Here is a 22,935-nt window from a genome sequence, read left to right as displayed (position 1 = left end):
GGCCCTTTCCTCATCCTGCGCCACGTCTGTCCTCGCGTGGTGGGAACGACCCCCGGGAGGCTCGGAGTGCCGCGGACCGGTCTCGGGAAGCTGTGGTCCCCTCGCGTCCGGTGGAGCGGGGGCGTGGTCCTGGCCGGCGGGCTGCTGGCGGCGCTGGCGCTGGCGCTGCCCGGTGGCCCGGAGGGCGCCGCGGGGCAGCGGCAGACCGCCGCGACGGACGGGCTGCGGCACACCACCGTCGAGGTGTCGCCGGGCGGGTGCGGCCGGGGATGGAACAACCCCCGGCCCGGCACCCAGGTCTTCGATCTGCACAACACCTCCGCCGCGGCGGCCGAGGCCGCTCTCACGTCCCCACGCAGCGGCGCGGTGTACGGCGAGGTGGAGGGCATCGGCCCCGGAACCACCCGGCACCTGCGGGTCCGGCTGGGCCGGGGCTCGTACGCCTTCAGGTGCCTGCCGGACGACGCCGACGCGGTCACCGGCCCCACGGTCCGCATCGACGGCGGCGGTCGGGCCGGCCCCGCGGCCGCCCCGGTCACCGAGCACGATCTGATCCCCGCGGCGCTGGACTATCAGAAGTGGGTGGCGGGCGGCCTGGACGGTCTCGTCGGCCGGACCGCGACCCTGCGTGCGGCCCTCGCGCGCGGGGACCTCGCGGCGGCCCGGGACGCCTGGCTGCCCGCGCACCTCGCCTACGAACGGCTGGGCGCCGCGTACGGGGCCTTCGGCGACGCCGACCAGCAGATCAACGGCACCGGCGCCGGTCTGCCGGACGGCGACCGCGACCCGGAATTCACCGGGTTCCACCGCATCGAATACGGGCTGTGGCACGGGCAGTCCGCCGACTCCCTGCGCGCACCGGCGGCCGCTCTCGACGACGCCGTCCGCAAGCTGCGGGAGCGCTGGGCGCAGACGCGGATGGAGCCCGCGGACCTCGGCCTGCGGGCACACGAGATCCTGGAGAACACACTGCAGTCCGAGCTGACCGGACGGACCGACTACGGCAGCGGCAGCACCCTCGCCACCGCCCGCGCCCACCTCGAAGGAACCCGGGCCGTCCTCACCCGGCTGCGCCCCCTGCTGGTGACCCGGTATCCCGGCCTGCCGCACGTGGAGCGCGAGTTGAGCCGGACACAGCGGCTGCTCGACGGCCTCCGGAAGGACGGGCGGTGGCCGGCGCTGAGCCATCTGGACCGCAGGCAGCGGGAGCGGATCGACGCGGTGTTCGGAGACCTGGTGGAACGGCTGGCGTCGGTGGCGACGCTGTGCGATGCGCGGAGAACGGTGTGAAGGACATGAGCGGTGTCGGCCGGCGGGGATTCCTGAGGGGAGCGGCGCTCGCCGGAGCCGGGCTGGCGGCCGGTGGCGCAGCGGCCGCCGACGACGGGCCACACCGGGCCGGTGCACCGGCCCTGATGACCGGCCCCGGGACGGTCGCCGGGGCCACCCCGCCGGTGCCCTTCCACGGCCCGCGCCAGGCCTCGGTGCTCGCGCCGCCCCGCCGGGTCACGGCGTACACCGCGTTCGATGTGACCGCGCAGAACCGCCGCGAACTGGCCGAGCTGATGCGTACCGTCACCGCACGCGCCCGCTTCCTGACCGGCGGCGGGATACCGGCGTCGGTCGGTATCACCGGTCCGCCCACCGACTCGGGCCTCCTGGGCGCCCAGGTCCCCGCGGGCGGGCTGTCGGTGACCCTCGCCGTGGGCGCGTCGCTGTTCGACGACCGGTTCGGGCTGCACGGGCGTGCGCCGCGCCGGCTGACCGCCATGCCCTCCTTCCCCGACGACGACCTGCGGTCCGACTGGTGCCACGGCGACCTGAGCCTCCAACTGTGCGCCGACGACACGGACACCGTGCTGCACGCCCTGCGTGATATCGCCCGGCACACCCGGGGCGGTATGCAGGTGCGCTGGCGGCTCGACGGTTTCACCAGCCCGCCCCGGCCGTCCGGGACGCCGCGCAACCTCATGGGCTTCAAGGACGGCACGGCCAACCCCGATGCCCGCGCGGCCGGGGAGATGGACCGCCTGGTGTGGGTCGGGGCGCGGGACGGTGAGCCTGAGTGGGCGGTCGGCGGCAGCTACCAGGTGGTGCGGCTGATCCGCATGCTGGTGGAGTTCTGGGACCGGGTGTCGCTGACCGAACAGGAGCGCATGTTCGGCCGCTCACGGGAGACCGGAGCGCCGCTGGACGGCGACCGGGAACACGACGCCCCCGACTATCCCGGCGACCCCAAGGGCGAGGTGATCCCCCTGGACAGCCATATCCGGCTGGCCAATCCGCGCACCCCGTCGACCACCGGTCAGCGCATCCTGCGCCGGGCCTACAACTACGACAGGGGAGTGGACAGCAACGGCAATCTCGATATGGGCCTGCTGTTCTGCTGCTACCAGCGCGACCTCGCCCGCCAGTTCGAGACGGTACAGCGCAGGCTGGCCGGCGAGCCGCTGACGGACTACATCTCGCCCTTCGGGGGCGGCTACTTCTTCGCGCTGCCGGGCGTGCGCGAGGAGAAGGACTGGTACGGCCGGGCCCTGCTGGGCTGATCGGCGCACACCGTGGGCCTCCGAAGGGTCAATACCCGGTCAAGGTTTGTCCTGGCATACCTGACTCACTGTTCACTCCGGCGCCATGATGGCTCTGCCGGAACGCCGTCCGCCCGGCAGAGCATCCGCTCGTACAGCAACATCACGTCCCGGCCCGGAGGGTGAACCAGCATGGCCAGTAGGGGAAGACGAGCAGCGATACGGCGTCTGGGGGCCCTCACGGGTGCCGCGGCCCTCACGGTCCTGGGCGCGGGCGCGCCCTCATGGGCCGCCGGGCCGCAGCACCCCGATTCCTCCCGTACGGCCACCCCCGTCAAGCACGTGGTCGTGCTCTTCGACGAGAACATCTCCTTCGACCACTACTTCGCGACCTATCCCGAGGCCGCCAACACCGACGGCACCAAGTTCACCGCCTCCCCGCACACGCCCCGGGACATCGACAACCTGCGCACCGCCGGGCTGCTGAAGCACAACCCCAACCAGTACGCGCCCAAGCGGCTCACGCCACAGCAGGCCATGACCTGCGACCAGACCCACGACTACGGGCCCGAGCAGTACGCGTACAACGGCGGCAAGGCCGACCGGTTCGTCCAGAACACCGACTCCGGCAAGTGCTCCGGCGGTCTCTTCGGCGAGCCCGGCCTGGTGATGGACTACTACGACGGCAACACCGTCACCGGCCTGTGGAACTACGCCCAGCACTACTCCCTGGGCGACCGCTCCTTCAGCTCGGTCTACGGTCCCTCCACACCGGGCGCGCTCAACCTGGTCTCCGGACAGACCCACGGCGTCGTCTCCATGGACCCCGCCTCCGGCACCGAGAACCCGCGGCAGACCGACAAACCCGATGCGCACGCCGTGCAGTCGCCCGACGCGCGAGGCGTGGGCACGGTCGTCAACGACCCGGACCCGGCCTACGACGACTGCTCCAACAAGGACCACACCGGCACCAACGCGCTCGCCGCCATGAAGGGGCGCAACATCGGCGACGTCCTCAACTCCCGCCATGTCAGCTGGGGATGGTTCCAGGGTGGCTTCCGGCCCAGTACCGGCTGGGACGGCAAGCCGGACCACTACGCCAAGTGCGGCGGGACCACGCACACCAACGTCGGGGGAGCGGCGGTCGTCGACTACAGCCCGCACCACTCGCCGTTCGAGTACTACAAGTCGACCTCCAACCCGCACCACCTGCCGCCGAAGAGCGTCGACGAGGTCGGTCACGCCGGACGGGCCAACCACAACTACGACCTGAGCGACTTCGACGCCGTCCTGAAGGCGGGCAAGCTGCCGGCCGTCAGCTTCCTCAAGGCCCCCGAGTACCAGGACGCCCACGCCGCCTACTCCGACCCGGTCGACGAACAGCACTTCCTCGTCGACCGGATCAACCGCATCCAGCAGTCGCCGCAGTGGAAGGACACCGCCGTCGTCGTCGCCTATGACGACTCCGACGGCTGGTACGACCACGCCTTCGCCAAGCCGCGCAACGGCTCGAAGGACACCTCCACCGGCTCCAACGGCAAGGCCACCGACAGCCCCGCCTGCCAGGCGGGTCCCGCGGCCGCCGGCGGCTATGCGGACCGCTGCGGCCCCGGCACCCGGCAGCCGCTGCTGGTCATCTCCCCGTACAGCAGGGTCAACAAGATCGACCACACCCCGACCGAGCAGACCTCGATCATCAAGTTCATCGAGAACAACTGGCACACCGGCCGGATCGGAGATGCCTCCTTCGACGCCCGGGCCGGCTCTCTGAACGGCATGTTCGACTTCCGTCACCCCAACAACAAGCAGGTGCTGCTGAACGCGGACGGCTCGGTCAAGTCGGTCGGCCCGATCCGGCATGTCGCACCGGTCGCCACGAGCATCGACCCGGGCGCCTCGCTGCAGAACCTGGCCTCGGCCGGCGAACCGTCCGGCTTCCCCCTGCTCCCGGTGGGCGTCGGCGCGGCCGTGGTCGCGGCAGGCGTCACCGGCACCTTCCTGGTACTGCGCCGGCGCAAGGAGCACCACCGGACCGCCTGATCACACCGCACCACCCGTGGCCGGGACGCGAAGCGGGCCGGGACCCTGGGCAAGGGGCCCGGCCCGCGGCCGCTGACGGTGAGCCTCAGTTCGCCTGCCCCAGGGAGTGCCCTTCGCTCGCGGCGAGCACAAAGGGGTGGCCCGCGGGGTCCGAGTAGCGCCGGGCGTCGTAGGGCCCGCCGTTCTCGCGGGTCTGCAAGGGCCGTGCCCCCAGGCTGACCGCCTCGCGCTCCGCCTCGTCCATGTTGTCCTGCGGGACGAGGAAGTGCAGATGCGCCTGTTGTGAGTCATCGGGCCGGGGCCAACTCGGCGGCGCCGCACCGCGGTCCCGCCGTATCGCGAGACGGACGGTGCCGCCTTCGACGACCTCGATGTAGTCCGGGCTGGTCCCGACCCGCACCTCTCCGCCGAGGAACTGTGCGTAGAAATCCGCCAGCGCCGCGTGCTCCGCGCAATCCAGTACCAGGACGCTGGTCTTGGCTATGGCCATCCGCCGCTTCCCTTCCTGCCGACGGGCACACCGCCCGCCCCGTCCGGACGGGTACCCCGTAAGGGCTCCGGCACTCCGGGGAAGCGGCGCGGCTCTCGCGCGCGTGTGTGCTGCCAAGGGCCGGTCACGGCAGTAAAGTCTGCTGCCATGTCGAAGCCCGACGAACTGCTCGTCGACATCGCCGCCATGGTGGAGTCCGAGCAGAGCAATCAGATGTCTCTCACCGTTGCGGTCCAAGGCGCCGTCCTCACCGGGCGGTTGGCACCCGAGGCCGTGTGGCGGCAGCGCGTGGCCGAGGTCCTGGAGGAATCGGAACGGCTGGGGCCGTTCTCCTCGCTCTTCTCCTCCACCGGTACGCACTCCCGCGCGGCCCACCGGAGCGGCCCGCCCACGCATCTGCACTTCCACGTGGCGAGGATCCTGCAGGGCAGCTTCGGCCTGCCCGAGACCGGCGGGATGTACCGGGTCGCGATCGAGGAAGTGAGCGCCTGGACGGTGGGCGACTTCCGCTACTCCGACCGCTGATCACCGACGCAATTCCGGCCGGCATGACGGCATGAGCCATGACGGTGACGCCATGCCACGGTGACGCTATGCCGCCATGCCGCCATGCCGCTGTGCTGCCGTGGTGTCAGCTTTCCGGGTTCCAGTCCGGAGACGCCGGCGCCTGGAGCAGGTCCGACGCCTCCTCGAGCGGGGTGCGGGCGACCGGGGCCGCGGAGCGACAGGTGAAGCCGAGGCGGGTCAGTGCCCGGGTCACCTCGCCGGCGGAGAAATCACGACGGTCCTGCCGCGTGATGATCTCCCCGACCTGCTTGACGGGGTAGTGACGGGTGCCGATCTGCACGGACTCGCCCGTGATGGGTTCGGGCTTGATGCCCTTCATCGCATCCTGCACCTCGGTCTTGATCAAGTCGAAGGGGAAGCGGGCGATGACAACGCGCATAGTGCCTCTTCAGGGTCGAGGAGAAGCCGGAAACGGGCGGGCCGAGCTGGTGGTCATGACGTCTTGCCGCCGGACCGCTGCCGAGGGGACGCCCCGGTCGCGGTACGGGGCGATCCGGTGGAGCGACGGGCCTGGGCGGAGCGGCTGCGGCGGCCGCGGGTGGAGGAGCCGCTGCGCTTAGGCCGCTCGACGACCGGTGCGGCGATGGTGACGGGAACCCCGGAAGGGGCCTGGGCGCCGGTGATGCGGCTCAGTTCGGCCTCCCCGGCGCGGACCTGGGTGGACTGCGGGGTGATACCCGCGTCGGCCATCAGGCGGTCCATTTCGCGGCGCTGGTTGGGCAGGACGAGGGTGACGACGCTGCCGGACTCGCCGGCCCGCGCGGTACGGCCGCCGCGGTGCAGGTAGTCCTTGTGGTCCGTGGGCGGGTCGACGTTGACGACGAGGTCGAGGTTGTCGACGTGGATGCCGCGGGCCGCGACGTTGGTGGCCACCAGGACCGTGACCTGGCCGGTCTTGAACTGGGCCAGGGTGCGGGTGCGCTGGGGCTGGGACTTTCCGCCGTGCAGTGCCGCGGCGCGCACACCGCTGTTCAGCAGGTGCTTGGTGAGCTTGTCCACGGCGCGCTTGGTGTCCAGGAACATGATCGACCGGCCTTCGCGGGCGGCGATCTCCGTGGTGGTGGCGTGCTTGTCGGCGTCGCGGACATGCAGCAGGTGATGCTCCATGGTGGTGACGGCGCCGGCCGAGGGGTCGACGGAGTGGACCACGGGGTCGGTCAGATAGCGCCGGACCAGAAGGTCGACGTTGCGGTCCAGAGTGGCCGAGAAGAGCATCCGCTGGCCCTCGGGCCGCACCTGGTCGAGCAGGGCCGTGACCTGGGGCATGAAGCCCATGTCGGCCATCTGGTCGGCCTCGTCCAGCACGGTGATGGCGACCTGGTTCAGGCGGCAGTCACCACGGCCGATGAGGTCCTTGAGCCGTCCGGGCGTCGCGACGACCACTTCGGCCCCGGCGCGCAGCGCACTCGCCTGCCGGCCGATCGACATCCCGCCGACCACGGTGGTCAACCGCAGCGACAGCGACCGTGCGTAGGGGGTGAGCGCATCGGTGACCTGCTGCGCCAGCTCGCGGGTGGGGACCAGCACCAGGGCGAGCGGCCGTCCGGGCTCGGCGCGCAGGCCGGCGGTACGGGCCAGCAGGGCCAGGCCGAAGGCGAGCGTCTTGCCCGAGCCGGTGCGCCCACGGCCCAGAACGTCACGCCCGGCCAGCGAGTTCGGCAGCGTGGCGGCCTGGATCGGGAAGGGCGTCGTCACCCCTTCCGCGGTCAGCGACGCCAGCAGCGCGGGCGGCATGTCCAGTGCCGCGAAGCTCTCGGCCGGGGGCAGCGCGGGGGTGTGCGTGACGGGCAGCGCGAACTCTTCCGGCCGTGCGGCGGGCCGACGCCGCTTGGCACCGGACCGGTTCGACGCCTGCGAGCGGTAGCCGCCGCGGCCGGAGCCGGCGGAGCCGTTGGAACGGTTCCGGGCGGAGCGGTCGTTCGGGCGAGCTGTGCGGTTCATGAAGAACCTTCCTCGATGCGGTACGTCGAAGAATTCCCGGCAGCTTTCAGCCACACACAAAAGAATCGCAGCACGGACCGTAGAAAACAGATGGAACGAGGCGGGGCGGAATCGACCGCCGACGCGTGAAAAAGTGCCGCCGCAAAGAGCGGCGGAGACGGTGCCCGAGCACCGGACCGGACGGCTGCCGTGCTGCCGCAGCGGGCTGCGGTTCCGGCGCCGAACAGGCTGCCCCTTGTCGCTCGTGCGGCCGCGACGGCACGCACAGCGCATTCCGCAAAGGGCAACGAGCTGGGGCCCGCACCCAAGGTGCGGGCCCCAGCTGCGGTGTGACGCGTCAGTGTCAGGCGGGGAGGATGTTCTCGGCCTGCGGGCCCTTCTGGCCCTGCGTGACGTCGAAGGTCACCTTCTGGCCCTCCTGCAGCTCACGGAAGCCCTGGGTGGCGATGTTCGAGTAGTGGGCGAAGACGTCAGCGCCGCCGCCGTCCTGCTCGATGAAGCCGAAACCCTTTTCCGAGTTGAACCACTTCACGGTGCCAGTAGCCATGTCATATCTCCTTCGGGGCAGTGCCCGGGGCCGCACTGTGCGGACCCCGCGTCGCCGCGATGATTGCCCCTCCGGAAAACCGGAAATACAAAAGCGTTCCCGCCGGCCTGGAAAGCCGGCGAGGTAGCGTGAAGTCTTTGGGAACCACAACTGCAACTGAGATCGACAGTAGCACGGCACCAGCGGCCCTGCGCGGCTGTTGCTCCCGCCCGATCCGGCCAGGAAAATCCGGCACCGGCCCGTCAGGTGTCCGGTGCCCACGGCCCGCGGAGGCCGGGGAGACACTCCCCGGGCCCCGGTGCCACCGCGCCGCAGCCGCAGGCCGTACGGCCTGGCAGGCTCCGGCGATCGGAGCCACGATGGGGAAGGCGGGGCGGAGACGTCGTACCCGGTGGGAGGCGGCATGGAGCCGGAAGTCATCACCGTGGGACTCGACGGCTCGCCGGAGAGCCTGGCGGCCGCGCACTGGGCCGCTGACGAAGCGGACCGGCGGCAGTGGGCGCTGCGGCTTCTCCACGCATGGATACTGCCGGCCGCCGGGGCGCCGCAGGCGCCCGCGGACCGGGACCGGAACGACGGCGCCCGGGAGGTCGTGCGCCGGGCCCGGGACGAGGTGCGCGAACGCCATCCCGGGCTGCGGATCATCGAGGACCTGGTGGGGGCGGAGGCCGAACCGGCGCTTTTGGGTGCGGCCGGCGATTCGCGGATGGTCGTGCTCGGATCGCGGGCGCTCGGGCCGTGGGAGAGCTATGTGCTCGGTGATGTGAGCCTGGACGTGGTGGGCCGGGCCAAGGGGCCGGTCGTTCTCGTCCGGGAGGAGGCGGGGCGTGCGAAACCACCGCGCCACGAACCCCCGGACGGCCCGCCGCCCGCCCCCGAAGCGCGGATCGTCGCCGGCCTGAGCCTGAACGGCTCGTGCGAGCGGATGCTCGGTTTCGCCTTCGACGCCGCGGCCGGCCGGGGGCTTGCGCTGCAGGCCGTCCACGGGCGTCCGCTCCCCGTGGACGCCTATACCCCGTGGGGCCTGGACCCCGATGCCGCGACGGAACTCACCAAGGAAGCGGATGCCGAGCTGCAGGACGCGCTGCGTCCGTGGTGTGAGCGATTCCCCGAGGTGCCGGTGCGGCGGACCGTTCTGCCGGAGAGCCCGACCCGGGCCCTGGTCCAGTCGGTCTTCGGGGCCGAGCTGCTGGTGGTCGGCCGCACCCTGCACCGGCCCCCGCTCGCACCCCGCATCGGCCCGGTGGCGCATGCCGCCATTCACCATGTGACCTGCCCGATCGCGGTGGTACCGCACGAATGACCGGCCCCCGCGATCGAGCGTGGCCGGAGACGCGCCGGACCCGTCGGGCCCTGCGCGCCCCGCGCCGCTCCGAGGCAGGCTTGTCCGTACCGGATTCCCGCCCGTGAGGCCGGTGAGATCCGGCCCGTGCACCACCCGGAGGGACTGGCCGAAGATGACGCACCGCAGCGTTGCCGACCTGATGACACCCCACGCCGTCGTCGTCCAGCGGGGCACTCCGTTCAAGGAGATCGCCCATCTGCTCGACGAGTACGACATCACCGCCGTCCCGGTTCTCGATGAGGACGAGCGGCCGGTGGGCGTGGTGTCCGAGGCCGATCTGCTGCGCAGGCAGCTCGCCAAGCTGGGGGCGACCACCGCCGAGGCGATCATGACGAGTCCCGCCGTGGTGGCCCGGCCCGAGTGGAGTGTCGTCGAAGCGGCCAGAACGATGGAGAAGAAGAAGGTCAAGCGGCTGCCCGTGGTCGATGGCAGCGGCCGGCTCATCGGTGTGATCAGCCGCAGCGACCTGGTGCGGCTGTTCCTGCGCCGGGACCGCGCCATCCGGGAGGAGGTGCTGGAGGAGGTGCTGACGCGGACGCTCGGGGTGTCCCCGTCCGCGGTCACGGTCGATGTGGCGGAGGGCACCGTGACGCTCACCGGCACCGTGGACCACAAGAGCCTCGTCCCCATTGCCGTGCGGTTGTGCGAAAGCGTCGACGGGGTCGTCGAGGTGGTCGACCGGCTCGCCTACCTGCGGGACGACACGTCCGGGCAGGAGCGGGGGCAGGGGGCTTCGGAGTAGAGCGCGCAGCCGGCAAGCCGTTCCTCGGCAGGCGGCGCCCCACGCTCGACGGAATGCCCTGGTTCGCGTGATATGCGCCACTTGCCGCATATCTTTTCCCTGGGCGGCCGGCCGAGCCGGCCCGGAAACGGCGAAGGGATGCCATGGAGCCGCGCGACCATGACGACGAGCCGCACCACCCCGCCTCCGGCGCCCGTCGCCTGCCAAGCGGTCCGCCGCCCGGTCCGGCACGCCCCGCGTTCTGGCGCAGCCCCCTGCGCGGACCGTGGCTGACCTCGGTGTTCGGGCTGGTCCTGCTCATCGGCCTCCCTGTGCTCTTCGTCACCGGACTGCTGTCCTACGCCGCCTACAACCCCGAGCTGGCTGTGGGCAACGACCAGACACCGGGTAAAGGCTGGCTGGGCTTCTACCTCTTCTCCTGGCCGACCAGCCCGTATTGGCTCTACCGCCTCACCCAGGGCATCCATGTCACGCTCGGTGTGGTGCTGATCCCCGTGCTGCTGGCGAAGCTGTGGTCGGTGATCCCGAAGCTGTTCTCCTGGCCGCCGCTGCGCTCGGCGAGCCATGCGCTGGAACGGCTTTCGCTGCTGCTGCTCGTGGGCGGGGCGCTGTTCGAGTTCGTCACCGGCGTGCTGAACATCCAGTTGCACTACATCTTCCCGGGCTCCTTCTACACCCTGCATTTCTACGGCGCCTGGGTGTTCATCGGTGCCTTCCTCGTCCATATCGCCTTCCGTGTCCCCGTGATGGCGAAGGCCCTGCGCAGCCGCCGCCTGCGCACCGAGCTGCGTACCCCCGCCGCCCGGACGACCGGCGAACCGGCCGACAGCACCGGGCTGGTGACCCCGCACCCCGCGCCTGTCACCATGTCGCGGCGTGGCGCTCTCGGGCTGGTGGGTGCGGGGTCACTGGGCCTGCTCCTCGTCACGGCCGGGCAGAGCATCGGCGGTGCCCTCCGCGGCACCGCGCTGCTGGCTCCGCGCGGCCAGGAGCCGGGGCGGGGGCCCAACGGCTTCCAGATCAACAAGACCGCGGCGAGTGTCGGGATCCGGGCCCGCGACATCGGCCCCGACTGGCGGCTGGTCGTACGCGGCAACGGCCGGGAGAAGAGCTGCACCCGCGCACAGCTCCTCGCCCTCCCTCAGCACACGGCCGCCCTGCCCATCGCCTGCGTCGAGGGCTGGTCCACCGACGACCAGCACTGGAGCGGCGTCCGGCTGACCGACCTCGCCGCTCTCGTCGGACTGCGCCACGGCCCACCGGGCGTCTTCGTCGAGTCCGTGCAGCGCGCCGGCGCCTTCCGCTCGACGCATCTGCGCGACAACCAGGTACGCGATGCCAGATCGCTGCTGGCCCTCCGGGTCAACGGCGCCGACCTCTCCCCGGACCACGGGTACCCGGCGCGCATCATCGTCCCCGCCAACCCCGGTGTGCACAACACCAAATGGGTCGCCCGCCTCACCTTCGGGGACACCCCGTGAAGGGCTTCCGCGCCCGCTACGGGGCGTCGCCGCTTCACCTCCTCCTCGTCCTGTGCTCCTTCTTCCTGGCCGGGTACGCGGGCGTGCGACTGCTCACCGGAGACACCCTCGGTGTCCTCCTCTGGTTCGTCGGCGCGGCCCTCCTGCACGACCTGGTCTTCCTGCCGTTCTACAGCGTCACCGACCGCATGGCACAACGCCTCGTCCGGCGCCCGCGCCGCCGGCGGCGCGACCTGGAAGCCCCCGCGCCCGCGGACACCCCGGCGCCCGTGGTGGTAGGTGGGATCAACTACCTCAGGGTGCCCGCCTTCGTCGCCCTCCTGCTGCTGTTGGTGTGGTATCCGCTCATCCTGCGCAGGGTCCCGGAGTTCTCGCTGTACACCGCCCTGCCGTCCGAGGTGTTCTGGGGCCGCTGGCTGCTGATCACGGCGGCGCTCTTCGCGGCCTCCGCGGTGTGTCTGCTGTTCGCCCTGTGGCGCACGTATGCGGCCGGTGCGCCGTCCGAGAGCCCGCTGCCTCCCGCACCGCCCCCGGCACCACCCCCGTCGCCGCCACCACCGCCTGCTCCTCCGGCTCCGCCTCCCTCGGCACCTCCTCCGCCTGCTCCCCCGGACCGGAAGGAGTAGACGTGCCTGCCGCGCGCCGGTCGTCAGCGGTGGGCGCCGGCCATGGTCACCAGCCGGTCAGCAACAGATGGTTGACCAGCAGGGCGAGGAGCCCCTGCGCGGCCAGCCACCAGGAGTGGAAGCGACGTGGCAGCAGCGCACACGCGGGCAGCGTCCACACCGCGAAGGGCAGCCAGATCCGTTCGGTCTCTGCCTTGCTCATCCCGGACACATCCGCGAGCAGCAGCATGCACAGCCCTGCCGCGACCAGAAGGGCGAGGGCACCCCGCCCGGTCGGCGCCGCGCGCCGCATGCCGCGTACCGCCGTCCACAGCGGACCGGCGGCGCGGCGCAGCCCGGCGACGGTGGCCAGGCCCACGCTCAGTACCTGGGCCGCCAGGTTGGCCCAGAGGAAGTAGCTGTACGGGCGTACCTTCGCGGCGCCTTGGTAGTAGCGCTCGACCAGGGTCGTATAGCCCTCCGGCCACCAGAAGCCGGCCCAGGTGAACGCCACCACCCACACCAGCGCGCCCAGCAGCACCCAGGGCAGCGGGCGGGCCGAGCGCGCGATCAGCAGCACCGCGGCCGCGGGGAGGACGAGCAGGGTCAGGCCGTAGGACAGGTACCAGGACCAGCCGAGCAGCAGCCCCGCGCCCAGCGCGGCAAGGCGCGGTACCCGTGTGCTCCGTGCGGCCGCCATGGCCAGCAGGGCGAGGGCCCAGGCTGCCACGCCCGCGAAGTAGCCGTCGGCGCTGACCCCGATCCATACCGCCGCGGGGGCCAGCACGAGGAACGGGGCGGCCCGGCGCGCCAGTTCCTCACCACCACACACCCGGACGGTCACCAAGACGGCCACGGTGAGGGAGGTCCCGACGGTGAGGCACCAGGCGGCGGCCCAGGCGCCGCCGCCCAGCCCGATCCGGTCCAGGCCGACGAACGTCAGCAGCGCGCCGGGCGGATGACCGGCCACATGCGCAGGCCAGAGGCCGGGCGAGCCGACCAGGATGTGGTGGGTGAAGTCCCGTAGAAAAGCCCCCACATCGTGCACGTCGTCGACGGACCGCAGGTACTCCAGGCTAGTGGTCAGCCGCCCGGCGACGCCACGTTCCCATCCGTCCACCAGTGCGAGCGACCACGTCCAGGCCATCGCCGCGGCCCATACGGCCCACACCAGCGCCCGCCACGACAGACGCCGTGCGGTCGACGGACCGTAGACCACCACCAGCGCGGCGACGGCTACCGCCGCCGGAGTGCCGGGGCCGGCATGTGGCAGCCACCAGGCGTACAACGGGGGCCACTCCAGCCGCAGAATGCCCTCGACACCGTAAATGGTCCGGTTGATGACGCGTCCCACGACCGCCGCCAGTACGCACAGCGCCACCGCACCGGCAACCGCCCACAGGTCACGGCGGCATGCGCGCTTGCCTGCACTTGCTGTCACCCGGCCACGGTAAGTCAGCCCGGGCCGCTTACCCCGGGCGACACCGGGCCTGAGGGAGTCGGCTCAAAGAGGCCTGCGGAGGGCGCGGGGGAGAGCCGGGGCTCTGACAGCGGTCGAGAGCCGCGGCACCCGTACGGTCACTTGGGGTGGATGCCGGCGGCCACGATCACGCCGTCCACAACGGTGTAGGTGCCGGCGTAATGCCGATGGGAGTTATCGGTCTGTGTGGCGTCCAGCTCGACCGCAACCTTGTTGCCCTGCACCGATACGATCGTGACGTCGAACTTTGACACGGTGTTGAAGGACGCCACAAAGGCGTCGTACGACCGGCCCGCGATGTGCTGCCGCCCGCCGATCGCCCAAGCGGCCACGAAATCACGGTCGTTGATGACGCTGAAATACGTCTGGACCACATCCGTGGGCTCGGGCGCAGGCTGACTCGGGGCGACCGCACGGAGCGCGGCCGGGACCGGGAACGAGGCCGCTGCCGTAGTCGTAGCCGTGGCCGTAGCAGTGGTCGTCCGGGAACGGGTGCTGTCCGCCCGGGCAGTGCCGGTGAACGCCCCGACGCCGGTGAGGACCACGACAAGGGCCAGGAGCACGGCGGCGGGCACGGCGTGGAAGACCCGAGTGAGGGTCACCACGGACATGCGGTGGGGGCAGCCGGGCGGTCCGGTTCCGGTAGTCGGCCGTGCCGAGTGGCCCTGCGGCGCACGCCGGTGGTTCGCACGAGGAAGTCCTGGATGCTCTGTCATCGGTCATCCCGAGTGGTGCGAGGATCTGGATCTTCTTACGCCCATGGTGCGTGACGCATCTCGTGGCTGCATCCGCTGGTCGGGTTGCGGGGCGAGGCGAGCTGCCCATGTGTGCGGGGGAGTCGCCCACCATGACGGGGAGTACACGTCGCATGACGCGCGTCGCGGTCCGTTGCCTGACTCCTGCAGAAACCGGAACATCCCGACGAAACCGTAGGCGTCCTCCTTCCGCCCGGCTACAGGCGGACGACGACGAGGGCGATGTCGTCGCGGGCGCCGGCGCTGACGCCGAGGCGTGCCAGCAGCGCGTCGGCGAGGCGTTCCGGGCTGAACCGGCTGTAGCGGGAGAGGGCGTCGGTGAGGCGGGCGAGGCCGGCGTCGATGTCCTCGTCGCGGCGTTCGACGAGCCCGTCGGTGTAGAGGACGAGGGTGTCGCCGGACGTGTACGGAATACGGGCCTGCGGGCGGGGTTCGTCTTCGGAGTGGGCGCCCAGGGGCGGGTCGGTGGCCTGGTCCAGGAGCGCGTGGGTGCCGTCGGCGCGCAGCAGGACGGGGGGTGGGTGACCGGCGCTGCTGTAGACGACCTCATGGCGGCCGGTGTCGATCAGCGCCTGGACGACGGTGGTGGCCAGGGCCTTGTCGACGGAGCGGGCGTACAGGCCCAGCACCTTCAGCGCCTGGGCGGGCCCCTCGACGGAGCGGTCGGCGGCGCTGAGGGCGCTGCGGAGCATCCCCATGACGGCGGCGGCCTCCAGGCCGTGGCCGACGACATCGCCGACCGCGACGGCGAAGGCCTCCCCGGGGAGGTCGACGATGTCGTACCAGTCGCCGCAGATGTTGAGTGAGCCGATGGCGGGGAGGTAGCGCACCGCGATGTTCCGGTGCCGGGCGAGGTCGGGGGAGTGGAGCATGGATTCCTGGAGGGTGAGCGCCACCTGGCGTTCGCGGGCGTGGGCCCGGCGCAGCTCCTCGTTGAGGTGCTGCAGCGCCCGCGCACGGACGTACAGCTCGGCCTCCATCGCCTCCTCGCGCTCGCTCAGCTGCCCGCCGGGCAGCTGACGGGAGCGGCGGGAGTGCACGAACGCCGTGACATCCTCCACCCGGTGGATGATCCACGCCACCGTGCCGTCCGAGGCGATGACGGGGGTGTTGATGGTGGACCACCAGCGCTCCTCGAACAGGCCCGGCCGGCCGGTCACGGCAATGTCGTACCGCTGGACCGCCATAGTGTCCGGCTCCCCGGAAGCCAGCACCCGGCTCAGCGAGGGGTGCAGGTTCTGCACCCCTTCGGCGTCGGGGTCGGCGGGGTTGTCGGGGAAGGCGTCGAAGACGTACTGCCCGAGCAGATCGTCCCGGGTGCGTCCGGTTGCCTGGAGGTATGCGTGGTTGACGTCGACGATCACCAGGTCCGGGTCCAGGACCAGGCAAGCGCTCGGTGTCGCGGCGAACAGCGCCGCATGATCGAGCTCCGGTCTCCTCACGGGTTCCCTGCCCATCCTCCTGCCGTGCACGGCCCCATGGGGTCAATCTAGAAGCGGCTGGCCGCCCGCGCCCGCCGGGACAACGGCGACCCGCTCGGCGGTCCGAGGCGGTGCGTCCGCTCGGCCGGAACCCCGGGGTGTACGCCGCACGGCAGCGGTCCGGGTGCGGCTGTCCTGACCCGCTCACCCGAATGGGCCGGTCAGGTCCGTCAGGCCGGCGCGGGGATGCCGCGGATCAGGTCCGCCGCCTTCTCCGCGATCCCTGGGTGCGGTGGAAGCCGCCGGCCTGCGGGTGGTCCTGGAGGTTTTCCCCCACCGGGAGGTCCACCCTGGGCGTGATGCCGAGGGCCGCGAGTTCACCGGCCACGCCGATGCCGGAAAGCATCAGCAGCTGCGGGGAGTTGTACGCACCGGCCGACAGCACGCCCTCCCGCTCGGTGTGCCCTTGCTGCAGTTCGCCGCCCCGCTCCAGCTCGACGCCGCTCGCGCGCTCGCCGTCGAACAGGATGCGGGTGCACCGGGCGCCGGTGAGCACCTCCAGATTCGGCCGGACCAGAGCCGGCCGCAGATACGCGACGGCCGTGCTGCAGCGCATGCCGTCGCGCTGGGTGCCTCGTCCGGTCGCGTCGAACCGTGGCGGCGCCTCATTTGGTCCCGCTGAAGATGCACAGGTCAGGGTGGCGATGAGACTTGGTGTATGGCAGAACAATCCCGCACTCGGGTTCGGTCGTCCACGGCTGCCCGGAAACACAAGAAAACGCCGGGAAGCGATCCCGGGGAAGTGGCGCGCCGGGCCGCCGAATTGCTGCAGAGCCTGATCAGCCAGCGGGTGGAAGGTGTTTCCGCGGTACGCCGGACCGACGACGGCTGGTGTGTCGAGGTGGATGTGCTGGAGCTGGCGCGGATTCCGGATACCACGAGCCTTCTCGCGACATACGACGTGAAGCTCGACGACGAGGGTGAACTGCTCGAGTACTACCGGACCCACCGCTATCGGCGAGGTGCGGCCGACCAGTGAACGCGGAGCGCTGACCAGCTGAAAGGGCACCTCATATGGCCACGACAACGTATTCGGGACTGTCCGGCGAAGTCATTCCCTGCCCGCCCAGGGCGGGAACGCTGTACGACGTGATGGAACTCATCCTGGACCGGGGGATGGTCATCGATGTGTTCATACGGGTGTCCCTGGTCGGGATCGAGATCCTCAAGATAGATGCCCGCATCGTGGTGGCCAGCGTCGATACGTATCTGCGTTTTGCGGAGGCGTGCAACCGGCTGGATCTGGAACACGATTCGGGCAGCGTGACCGTCCCGGAGCTGTTCGGCGGCCAGGCCGCGAAGAGCATCGGAAAGCACAAGGCGAAAAAGGCCGCCAAATCCATTGGCGACACCGTCCGCTCGGTGGTGGGCGGCGATGACGACTCGGATGACGAATCCGAGGAGGAAGCGCAGCCGCAGCGGCGGCGGCGCAGCAGTTCCGCCCGGTCCGGGGCCGCCTCCCGCCGACGGCGCTCAGAGGAGGAGTGAGCAGTGACGGATGACGGCATCTACGTCTACGGCATCGTCCGCGCCGGCCACCCGCTGCCCTCGCACCTGCGCGGAGTGGGAGATCCGCCGGGGACGGTGGAGCGCATCGGTGAAGGGCACGTTGCCGCGGTAGTGAGCCCGGCGCCGCCGAACCTGCGCGCCCGTCGTCGCGACCTCACGGCGCACCAGGAACTGTTGCTGGCCCTCGCCGCGGCCGGTCCCGTCCTGCCCATGCGGTTCGGCATGGTCGCACCGGACGAGTCAGTGGTCCGCCGGCAGCTCTCGGACGCCGAGGAGCAGCATCTGGCCGCCTTGGACGACCTGGCGGGAAGGGTCGAGATCAACGTCAAAGCGATGCCTGCCGACGACTCGCTCGCCGCGCTCGTGACCGGGGACGCCACCGTCCGCGGCCTGCGCGAGGCGGTGCGCCGACGGCCCGGCTACGAGGCGAACATGCGCCTCGGTGAGGCGGTGGCCGCCGCGCTCTCGCGCCGGGCCGCACAAGCGGGGCACGAGATCGTGCGGGCGCTGACGCCCCGGGCGCAGGCGGCCGCCGCCGGGCCGGAGGTTTCGGGCTGCCAGGTCAATATGTCGTTCCTGGTGGACCGGAGCGACAGCGCCGGCTTCATCGCGGAGGCGGAGCGTCTGGCCCGGCAGCACCGCGAGCGCGTCGAACTCCGGGTGGCGGGCCCGCTGCCCTGCTACAGCTTCCTCGGACCGCGGCCGCTCGCGGCGAGGGCAAGGGCGAGAGCGGGCGGTTGAGGTGGGGCTGATCAGCGGTGTGCTCACCCTGCCGCTCGCGCCCGTACGGGGAGTGGTCTGGGTGGCCGACCAACTCGCCCAGGCGGCCGACCGCGAGCTGCACGACCCCTCCGTGATCCGCGCCCGGCTCGCCGCGCTGAACCATGAATTCGAAGCAGGTCACCTCGGCGAAGAGGCCTTCGAACGGGAAGAGGAGCAACTGCTCGACCTGCTGTACGAGAGCTGACGGGGCCGACGAAGAAGAAGTGGCGCAAGTGGAGAAGGGAGCGGCCACGTGACCGACGTCGAAGAGAGATGGGCCGCTCCTCCTGCCAACGGCCCGACCACCTCGAACCTCGCCGACATCCTCGAACGCGTCCTGGACAAGGGGATCGTCATCGCCGGCGACATCAAGATCGACCTCCTCGATATCGAGCTCCTGACCATCAGGCTGCGGCTGTTCGTCGCGTCGGTGGAGACGGCGAGGAAAGCCGGCATCGACTGGTGGGAGACCGACCCCGCACTCAGCTCCAAGGCGGCACGGAACGAGTTGCGGGAGGAGAACGACCGGTTGCGTGAACGCGTGGAGGCACTGGAGTCCGCCGAGGAGGGCGGCCCGCCCCCCTCCCGTTCACCGGACACGGCAGGGGCAGGAGCAGGGACATGACGGGCATCGATACGGCGGACGGGGGCGCGACGGGCAGCGATGCGACGGGCAGCGACGCGTCGGCGGAGCGGCGCGGCACCCCGGACGCAGCCACCGCGACCTACGTCTTTGCCGTATGCCGCCGGCTCGACCCGGCCGTCCTCAGCGGGCTCGCCGGCCTCGCCGCAGGCCTTCCCGTACGCGGTCTGCGGGTCGGCCCCCTCACGGCGGTCGTCCAGCACGTGCCCGCTGCCGAGTTCAGCGAGGACGCATGGCAGCAGCGGCTGTCGGACCGTGCGGAGCTGGAACGCTGCGCACGAGCCCACCACGAAGTGGTGTCCGCGGCCGCCGCCTGCGGCCCCACGGCACCGCTGGCGCTGGCCACGCTCTACCGGGGGGACGAGCGAGCGCGCCAGGCCCTGGAAGCGGACACGGACCGCTTCACCGCGGTGCTGGCACGCATCGAGGACCACGCCGAATGGGGCGTAAAGGTCTACCTCCCCATGCCGTCCCCCACGCCCTCCGCGACTGCGCCCGCCCCGCCTCTCCCACAGGGCGGCCGGGTGCCACGTGGAGCGGGCCGCGCCTACCTGGAGCGGAAACGGGGGCTGCACCAGGCGCGGGAACACCGGCATGACCGCGCGCTGCAGACCGCCGAAGACATCGATGCCGCGCTGAGCCGCCTGGCCACCGCGGCCCGCAGGCTGCGTCCGCACAGTCCGGAGATGACGGGGGAGAAGCACCGCCTGCAGATTCTGAACGCCACCTACCTGGTGACATCGGTGTGCGAGAAGCGACTGCGGGACGCGGTGGCGGGCCTGCGGCACCGCACGGGAGCAGAGGTCGAGCTGTCGGGGCCCTGGGTCCCGTACTCCTTCGTCGGGGAGGTGTGAGCCGTGTCCGCCCCGCACCCCGTCCCCTGGGAAACACCCGGCCCGCTCGTCGGCCCCCTCGGCGTCCCGCTGGTCGACCTTCTGGACCGTGTCCTGTCCACCGGCGTCGTCATCAGCGGGGACCTGGTCATCGCCATCGCGGACGTGCCCCTGGTGCGGCTCTCCCTCCACGCGCTGCTGTCGTCGGTCAGCGAACGCGTGCCCGCGCCGTGGTCGGACTCGGGCCCGCTATGAGCGAACGCACCGGCGCGGGTGAGAGCAGATTCGACCTCGACCGTGACCAAATGGGCCGCGACCTCGTCTCGTTGGTACTCACGGTGGTGGAGCTCCTGCGGCAGTTGATGGAACGGCAGGCGATCCGCCGGGTGGAACAGGGAGACCTGAGCGAGGCGCAGGTGGAGCAGATCGGGGAGACCCTGATGCACCTCGAAGAGCGGATGACCGAGCTGTGCGATCAGCACGGTCTGCGCCTCGAAGACCTCAATCTCGATCTCGGGCCTCTGGGGTCCCTCCTTCCGCGCCAGTAGGGGCCTCAGGGTTTGTCCGCCGTTCCGGGACCGCACTACCGTGCCGATGTGGATCTCTTCTCACGCTCATGGGCGGCGTTGCGCACTGCGGTCGCGGGACTCCCGGACCAGGATTTCGCGCAGCCGTCCGGCTGCACCGGCTGGCTCGTGCGGGACCTGGTGTGCCACCTGATCATCGACGCGCAGGACGTCCTGATCACCCTCGCCACCCCCGCCGGAGCGCCGCCGACCGTGAACGCGGAGACCTACTGGAGGGTCGAGGACCGACCGCCGACCGGTGAGGACCCGCTGGATGCGCTGACCGTCCGGCTGGCCGCCGCGTACGAGGAACCGCGCCTGCTCACCTTCCACCTCGACGACGTCGGTTCCGCCGCCGGACGCGCCGCCGAACTCGCCGACCCCGGCGCCCTGGTGAGCACCCGCGACGAGGTCCTGACCGTGGGCGACTACCTCACCGCTTACGTCCTGGAGTGGACGCTGCACCACCTCGATCTGATCGCGTACCTCCCGGACGCGCCGGAACCGCTCGCCGAGGGCCTGGCGGGGTCCCGCACGATGCTGGAACGGATCGCCGACGTGGCGTTCCCCGCGTCGTTCACCGACAAGGACGCACTTCTGGTCGGTACCGGGCGCCGGGCACCGACCGAGGGGGAGCGGGCCGAACTCGGCGGACTGGCCGCGAAACTGCCGCTCGTCCTGGGCTGATACGTCCAGTGCGGAAAGGTGGGGGGCGGCAGGTAGACAGGCAGAGTGGGCGAGGCGGGGCAGCCCGGGCCGGCGCCACACGCACGGCGGAACCCGGCTGCCACGGCGTTGCCGAGGCGTCCGGGTCCGGTGTCGGCAGGGTCCGGTGCCGGCAGGGTCCGGCGCCCTGCGCCGCGAGGGTGGTATCCGGCCACTCGGCCGGCCTCCGCGGGGGCCCAGGGGTGTCCGGGGGCCGGGGGTGGTCCGGGGTGTCCCGGAGCGTCGTCAGGCTCCCCGGTCGGCGTCGGAGAGCGCTGCGATATGGGCGCGGTAGGCGGCGATCTCGTCGTCGGTGAGGGCCAGGCGGCCGGGGCCGGGCTGGTCGGCCGGAAGCCTGGTGGCCTGGACGGCGGCGTCATAGAGGGGGCCGGGCAGATTCAGCAGCAACTGGCCCTGCTCGGCGGTTTCGATCACTACCCAGGAGTCCGCGTTCTCGTCGTGAACATCGGCGGCCCCGATGGTGCTGATGGCGGTAACGGTCAGAACCGGAGGAATTTCGCTCATGCCACCTCCCTATCAGCCATGGCCTGCCACGGCGAATCGCCGACGGTTCCGGCCGTGGCGCCGTCATGGCGCCGTCTTGCTTCCGTGAGTGGAATCCGTCCCGGCTCGCGAAGGAACGCATGCCATGGGCGGGCGGGACAGGTGGGTGGGCCACAGAGATACGTGGCCCACCCACCCATGACGGATTCCTGGCGTCAGTCCTTGAGCGCGTCCTTGCCGCTTTCCTTTGCGTCGCGCAGGTTTCCCTTGGATTCCCGCACCACGCCGTCCGCTTCGAGACGTTCATTGCCGACCGTGCGGCCGACTTCCTTTTCCGCCTTCCCGGTCGTCTGCTCCGCCTTGGCCTTCGCCTTCTCCACGGCGCTCATGATGAGGTCCTTTCGTCGGCGTCATCACTCGGCTGCCCGCAGAACTCCGCGGGAAACAGGGGAGTTTCCCGCGGAGGGACTGACCTGGCCCGGCCGTATGGCCGGAGACGATCCGCTGCGGAGGTGGATCCCTTTATGGAGACGGGCTCCTTCGAGGGCAAGAGCCGAGTGCACGGCATTACCGCATCCGGGCCGTCGGCCGGGCGGCCGACGGCCCGGCGGTCCATTTCCCAACCGTGCGCCTCTCAAGTGTTTCTGAGAGGTCGTCACCGTCGTGTGGACCCCGTGCAAAACCCCGGCTTCCTAAGGAGCAGCCCTCAGCGGCCGACGTCCATGCGAGCGCCACCGCCGGTGTGCATACCGCCGAGCATCTGGTGGTGGTGCCTGTAGTGGTGGTGCCTGCACATGTGGTGGTGGCGGCCGTGCCAGCGGTGGCAGAACCGGCCGTGGTCGCGATCCCGGTAGCGGTCCCGGTCGCCCCTCCAGTGGCGGCCGTGGTCGTTCTGGTGTGCCGAGGTGGCGCTGACCGTGGTGGTGGCCTCGGCCGCGGGCGAGGCCATCGCGGTGGGCGCGCCTACCGCGAATACCGCGGTGATGACGGCTGAGGCGAACAGGGAGCGGGCAGTGCGCATGGGCATGTTCCTTTCGGCCTACTGCGAGGGCGACACCGAGTCGGCCTTCTGATCGCAGTAGCGATATATGACCCGCTGTCAGCTGCCTTGTCACGGCGCACCACTTGAGAGCGTCGCAAGAATGCGCTTTACGGGTGGACCGATCGCGAAAATGACGCATCCAGTCGAACCGGTCGGGTCGAACGGCTCAGGCCGAACGGGTCACGCCGGACGGCTCAAAGCCGGACGGTCCGAAGTCGGACGGTTCGACTTCAGACGTTCCGAAGTCGAACGGCGCGCCGCAGTCGTGTTCCCTCTCACTCTCCGCCTTTACGCCCTCCCCTCCACAGCGGGGACCGGGGGAGGGAGGTCATGCACCCGACAGCCGCGATATGCCGCGGGGTGATGTCC

28 protein-coding genes are annotated in these 22,935 nt (G+C 71.1%); 17 read left to right on the top strand and 11 right to left on the bottom strand.

Features of this window, described 5'->3' with window-relative positions; all coding sequences use genetic code 11:
• The first annotated feature begins 123 nt into the window (after nucleotides 1-123).
• The 3 genes from D9V36_RS04315 to D9V36_RS04305 all read left to right on the top strand — a co-directional run bounded on the left by D9V36_RS04315 (nucleotide 124) and on the right by D9V36_RS04305 (nucleotide 4,568).
• A complete protein-coding gene (locus tag D9V36_RS04315) occupies nucleotides 124-1,290 on the top strand; it encodes an EfeM/EfeO family lipoprotein (RefSeq protein ID WP_241720702.1) in 1,167 nt (388 codons plus the stop codon).
• A 5-nt stretch (nucleotides 1,291-1,295) separates the two neighbouring features.
• Nucleotides 1,296-2,549: an iron uptake transporter deferrochelatase/peroxidase subunit gene (gene efeB, locus D9V36_RS04310; protein ID WP_129298176.1), complete on the top strand. Its 1,254-nt coding sequence runs from the start codon at nucleotides 1,296-1,298 to the stop codon at nucleotides 2,547-2,549.
• A gap of 171 nt (nucleotides 2,550-2,720) precedes the next feature.
• Entirely contained in the window at nucleotides 2,721-4,568 is a 1,848-nt protein-coding gene (locus tag D9V36_RS04305; RefSeq protein WP_129292578.1) for a phospholipase C, read from the top strand.
• Nucleotides 4,569-4,653: 85 nt separating this feature from the next.
• On the opposite strand, the gene D9V36_RS04300 is transcribed toward D9V36_RS04305, so the two are convergent.
• On the bottom strand, nucleotides 4,654-5,058 hold the full coding sequence (locus D9V36_RS04300) for a VOC family protein (protein WP_129292577.1): 405 nt from the start codon (nucleotides 5,056-5,058) through the stop codon (nucleotides 4,654-4,656).
• Nucleotides 5,059-5,205: 147 nt separating this feature from the next.
• On the opposite strand from D9V36_RS04300, the gene D9V36_RS04295 reads away from it, so the two are divergent.
• A complete protein-coding gene (locus D9V36_RS04295) occupies nucleotides 5,206-5,583 on the top strand; it encodes a hypothetical protein (protein WP_129292576.1) in 378 nt (125 codons plus the stop codon).
• Nucleotides 5,584-5,689: 106 nt separating this feature from the next.
• Here D9V36_RS04295 and D9V36_RS04290 read toward each other — a convergent pair whose 3' ends face one another.
• The 3 genes from D9V36_RS04290 to D9V36_RS04275 all read right to left on the bottom strand — a co-directional run bounded on the left by D9V36_RS04290 (nucleotide 5,690) and on the right by D9V36_RS04275 (nucleotide 8,113).
• The gene (locus D9V36_RS04290; RefSeq protein WP_129292575.1) at nucleotides 5,690-6,004 is read right to left on the bottom strand and encodes an SCO5918 family protein; all 315 of its coding nucleotides are present in this window, start codon (nucleotides 6,002-6,004) and stop codon (nucleotides 5,690-5,692) included.
• A gap of 53 nt (nucleotides 6,005-6,057) precedes the next feature.
• Nucleotides 6,058-7,566: a DEAD/DEAH box helicase gene (locus D9V36_RS04285; protein WP_129292574.1), complete on the bottom strand. Its 1,509-nt coding sequence runs from the start codon at nucleotides 7,564-7,566 to the stop codon at nucleotides 6,058-6,060.
• A 343-nt stretch (nucleotides 7,567-7,909) separates the two neighbouring features.
• Complete coding sequence (locus D9V36_RS04275; RefSeq protein WP_042152846.1) at nucleotides 7,910-8,113, bottom strand: cold-shock protein; 204 nt, start codon at nucleotides 8,111-8,113, stop codon at nucleotides 7,910-7,912.
• 403 nt (nucleotides 8,114-8,516) lie between these two features.
• Here D9V36_RS04275 and D9V36_RS04270 point away from each other — a divergent pair, with 403 nt between their 5' ends.
• The 4 genes from D9V36_RS04270 to D9V36_RS04255 all read left to right on the top strand — a co-directional run bounded on the left by D9V36_RS04270 (nucleotide 8,517) and on the right by D9V36_RS04255 (nucleotide 12,307).
• Nucleotides 8,517-9,416 carry a universal stress protein gene (locus tag D9V36_RS04270; RefSeq protein WP_129292572.1) on the top strand — a complete coding sequence of 300 codons (900 nt, stop codon included), beginning with the start codon at nucleotides 8,517-8,519 and terminating at the stop codon, nucleotides 9,414-9,416.
• Between the two features lie 154 nt (nucleotides 9,417-9,570).
• Nucleotides 9,571-10,200 (top strand): CBS domain-containing protein, encoded by a 630-nt coding sequence (locus tag D9V36_RS04265; protein WP_129292571.1) that lies wholly within the window; start codon nucleotides 9,571-9,573, stop codon nucleotides 10,198-10,200.
• A gap of 143 nt (nucleotides 10,201-10,343) precedes the next feature.
• Nucleotides 10,344-11,681 (top strand): molybdopterin-dependent oxidoreductase, encoded by a 1,338-nt coding sequence (locus D9V36_RS04260; protein WP_129292570.1) that lies wholly within the window; start codon nucleotides 10,344-10,346, stop codon nucleotides 11,679-11,681.
• Entirely contained in the window at nucleotides 11,678-12,307 is a 630-nt protein-coding gene (locus tag D9V36_RS04255; protein WP_241720701.1) for a hypothetical protein, read from the top strand. Before D9V36_RS04260 ends, D9V36_RS04255 begins: the two co-directional genes overlap by 4 nt.
• 46 nt (nucleotides 12,308-12,353) lie before the next feature.
• Here D9V36_RS04255 and D9V36_RS04250 read toward each other — a convergent pair whose 3' ends face one another.
• From D9V36_RS04250 to D9V36_RS04235, 4 genes are all read right to left on the bottom strand, one after another.
• Nucleotides 12,354-13,727 (bottom strand): hypothetical protein, encoded by a 1,374-nt coding sequence (locus D9V36_RS04250; protein ID WP_241720700.1) that lies wholly within the window; start codon nucleotides 13,725-13,727, stop codon nucleotides 12,354-12,356.
• Between the two features lie 137 nt (nucleotides 13,728-13,864).
• Nucleotides 13,865-14,377, bottom strand: a complete 513-nt coding sequence (locus D9V36_RS04245) for a hypothetical protein (protein WP_129292568.1) — start codon at nucleotides 14,375-14,377, stop codon at nucleotides 13,865-13,867.
• A 341-nt stretch (nucleotides 14,378-14,718) separates the two neighbouring features.
• Nucleotides 14,719-15,978 carry a PP2C family protein-serine/threonine phosphatase gene (locus D9V36_RS04240; RefSeq protein ID WP_129292567.1) on the bottom strand — a complete coding sequence of 420 codons (1,260 nt, stop codon included), beginning with the start codon at nucleotides 15,976-15,978 and terminating at the stop codon, nucleotides 14,719-14,721.
• A 220-nt stretch (nucleotides 15,979-16,198) separates the two neighbouring features.
• On the bottom strand, nucleotides 16,199-16,714 hold the full coding sequence (locus tag D9V36_RS04235) for a GMC family oxidoreductase N-terminal domain-containing protein (protein WP_277753385.1): 516 nt from the start codon (nucleotides 16,712-16,714) through the stop codon (nucleotides 16,199-16,201).
• Between D9V36_RS04235 and D9V36_RS04230 the strand changes: the two genes are divergently transcribed.
• The 9 genes from D9V36_RS04230 to D9V36_RS04190 are packed head-to-tail and all read left to right on the top strand — an operon-like array spanning nucleotide 16,661 to nucleotide 21,002.
• A complete protein-coding gene (locus D9V36_RS04230) occupies nucleotides 16,661-16,981 on the top strand; it encodes a gas vesicle protein (protein ID WP_129292565.1) in 321 nt (106 codons plus the stop codon). The genes D9V36_RS04235 and D9V36_RS04230 overlap by 54 nt on opposite strands.
• 35 nt (nucleotides 16,982-17,016) lie before the next feature.
• Nucleotides 17,017-17,490: a gas vesicle protein GvpJ gene (gene gvpJ / locus D9V36_RS04225; protein WP_129292564.1), complete on the top strand. Its 474-nt coding sequence runs from the start codon at nucleotides 17,017-17,019 to the stop codon at nucleotides 17,488-17,490.
• A 3-nt stretch (nucleotides 17,491-17,493) separates the two neighbouring features.
• Nucleotides 17,494-18,252 carry a GvpL/GvpF family gas vesicle protein gene (locus D9V36_RS04220; RefSeq protein ID WP_129292563.1) on the top strand — a complete coding sequence of 253 codons (759 nt, stop codon included), beginning with the start codon at nucleotides 17,494-17,496 and terminating at the stop codon, nucleotides 18,250-18,252.
• A 1-nt stretch (nucleotide 18,253) separates the two neighbouring features.
• Nucleotides 18,254-18,478 (top strand): gas vesicle protein GvpG, encoded by a 225-nt coding sequence (locus D9V36_RS04215; protein WP_129292562.1) that lies wholly within the window; start codon nucleotides 18,254-18,256, stop codon nucleotides 18,476-18,478.
• 48 nt (nucleotides 18,479-18,526) lie between these two features.
• A complete protein-coding gene (locus D9V36_RS04210; RefSeq protein WP_129292561.1) occupies nucleotides 18,527-18,898 on the top strand; it encodes a gas vesicle protein in 372 nt (123 codons plus the stop codon).
• A complete protein-coding gene (locus tag D9V36_RS04205; RefSeq protein ID WP_129292560.1) occupies nucleotides 18,895-19,770 on the top strand; it encodes a GvpL/GvpF family gas vesicle protein in 876 nt (291 codons plus the stop codon). The genes D9V36_RS04210 and D9V36_RS04205 overlap by 4 nt, the downstream gene beginning before the upstream one ends.
• Nucleotides 19,771-19,773: 3 nt before the next feature.
• Nucleotides 19,774-20,004: a gas vesicle protein gene (locus D9V36_RS04200; protein WP_129292559.1), complete on the top strand. Its 231-nt coding sequence runs from the start codon at nucleotides 19,774-19,776 to the stop codon at nucleotides 20,002-20,004.
• Nucleotides 20,001-20,297 (top strand): gas vesicle protein K, encoded by a 297-nt coding sequence (locus D9V36_RS04195; RefSeq protein WP_129292558.1) that lies wholly within the window; start codon nucleotides 20,001-20,003, stop codon nucleotides 20,295-20,297. Before D9V36_RS04200 ends, D9V36_RS04195 begins: the two co-directional genes overlap by 4 nt.
• Before the next feature lie 48 nt (nucleotides 20,298-20,345).
• Nucleotides 20,346-21,002: a maleylpyruvate isomerase N-terminal domain-containing protein gene (locus tag D9V36_RS04190; RefSeq protein WP_129292557.1), complete on the top strand. Its 657-nt coding sequence runs from the start codon at nucleotides 20,346-20,348 to the stop codon at nucleotides 21,000-21,002.
• Between the two features lie 264 nt (nucleotides 21,003-21,266).
• Here D9V36_RS04190 and D9V36_RS04185 read toward each other — a convergent pair whose 3' ends face one another.
• The 3 genes from D9V36_RS04185 to D9V36_RS04175 all read right to left on the bottom strand — a co-directional run bounded on the left by D9V36_RS04185 (nucleotide 21,267) and on the right by D9V36_RS04175 (nucleotide 22,545).
• A complete protein-coding gene (locus D9V36_RS04185; RefSeq protein ID WP_129292556.1) occupies nucleotides 21,267-21,545 on the bottom strand; it encodes a hypothetical protein in 279 nt (92 codons plus the stop codon).
• A gap of 194 nt (nucleotides 21,546-21,739) precedes the next feature.
• Entirely contained in the window at nucleotides 21,740-21,913 is a 174-nt protein-coding gene (locus D9V36_RS04180) for a CsbD family protein (protein WP_088796137.1), read from the bottom strand.
• Between the two features lie 317 nt (nucleotides 21,914-22,230).
• Nucleotides 22,231-22,545: a hypothetical protein gene (locus D9V36_RS04175; RefSeq protein ID WP_129292555.1), complete on the bottom strand. Its 315-nt coding sequence runs from the start codon at nucleotides 22,543-22,545 to the stop codon at nucleotides 22,231-22,233.
• Nucleotides 22,546-22,935 lie beyond the last annotated feature (390 nt).

It is taken from the genome of Streptomyces lydicus, assembly GCF_004125265.1.
In the GTDB taxonomy this organism is placed as follows: Bacteria; Actinomycetota; Actinomycetes; order Streptomycetales; family Streptomycetaceae; genus Streptomyces; species Streptomyces lydicus_C.
This window is presented reverse-complemented; position numbering and strand designations above follow the sequence as displayed.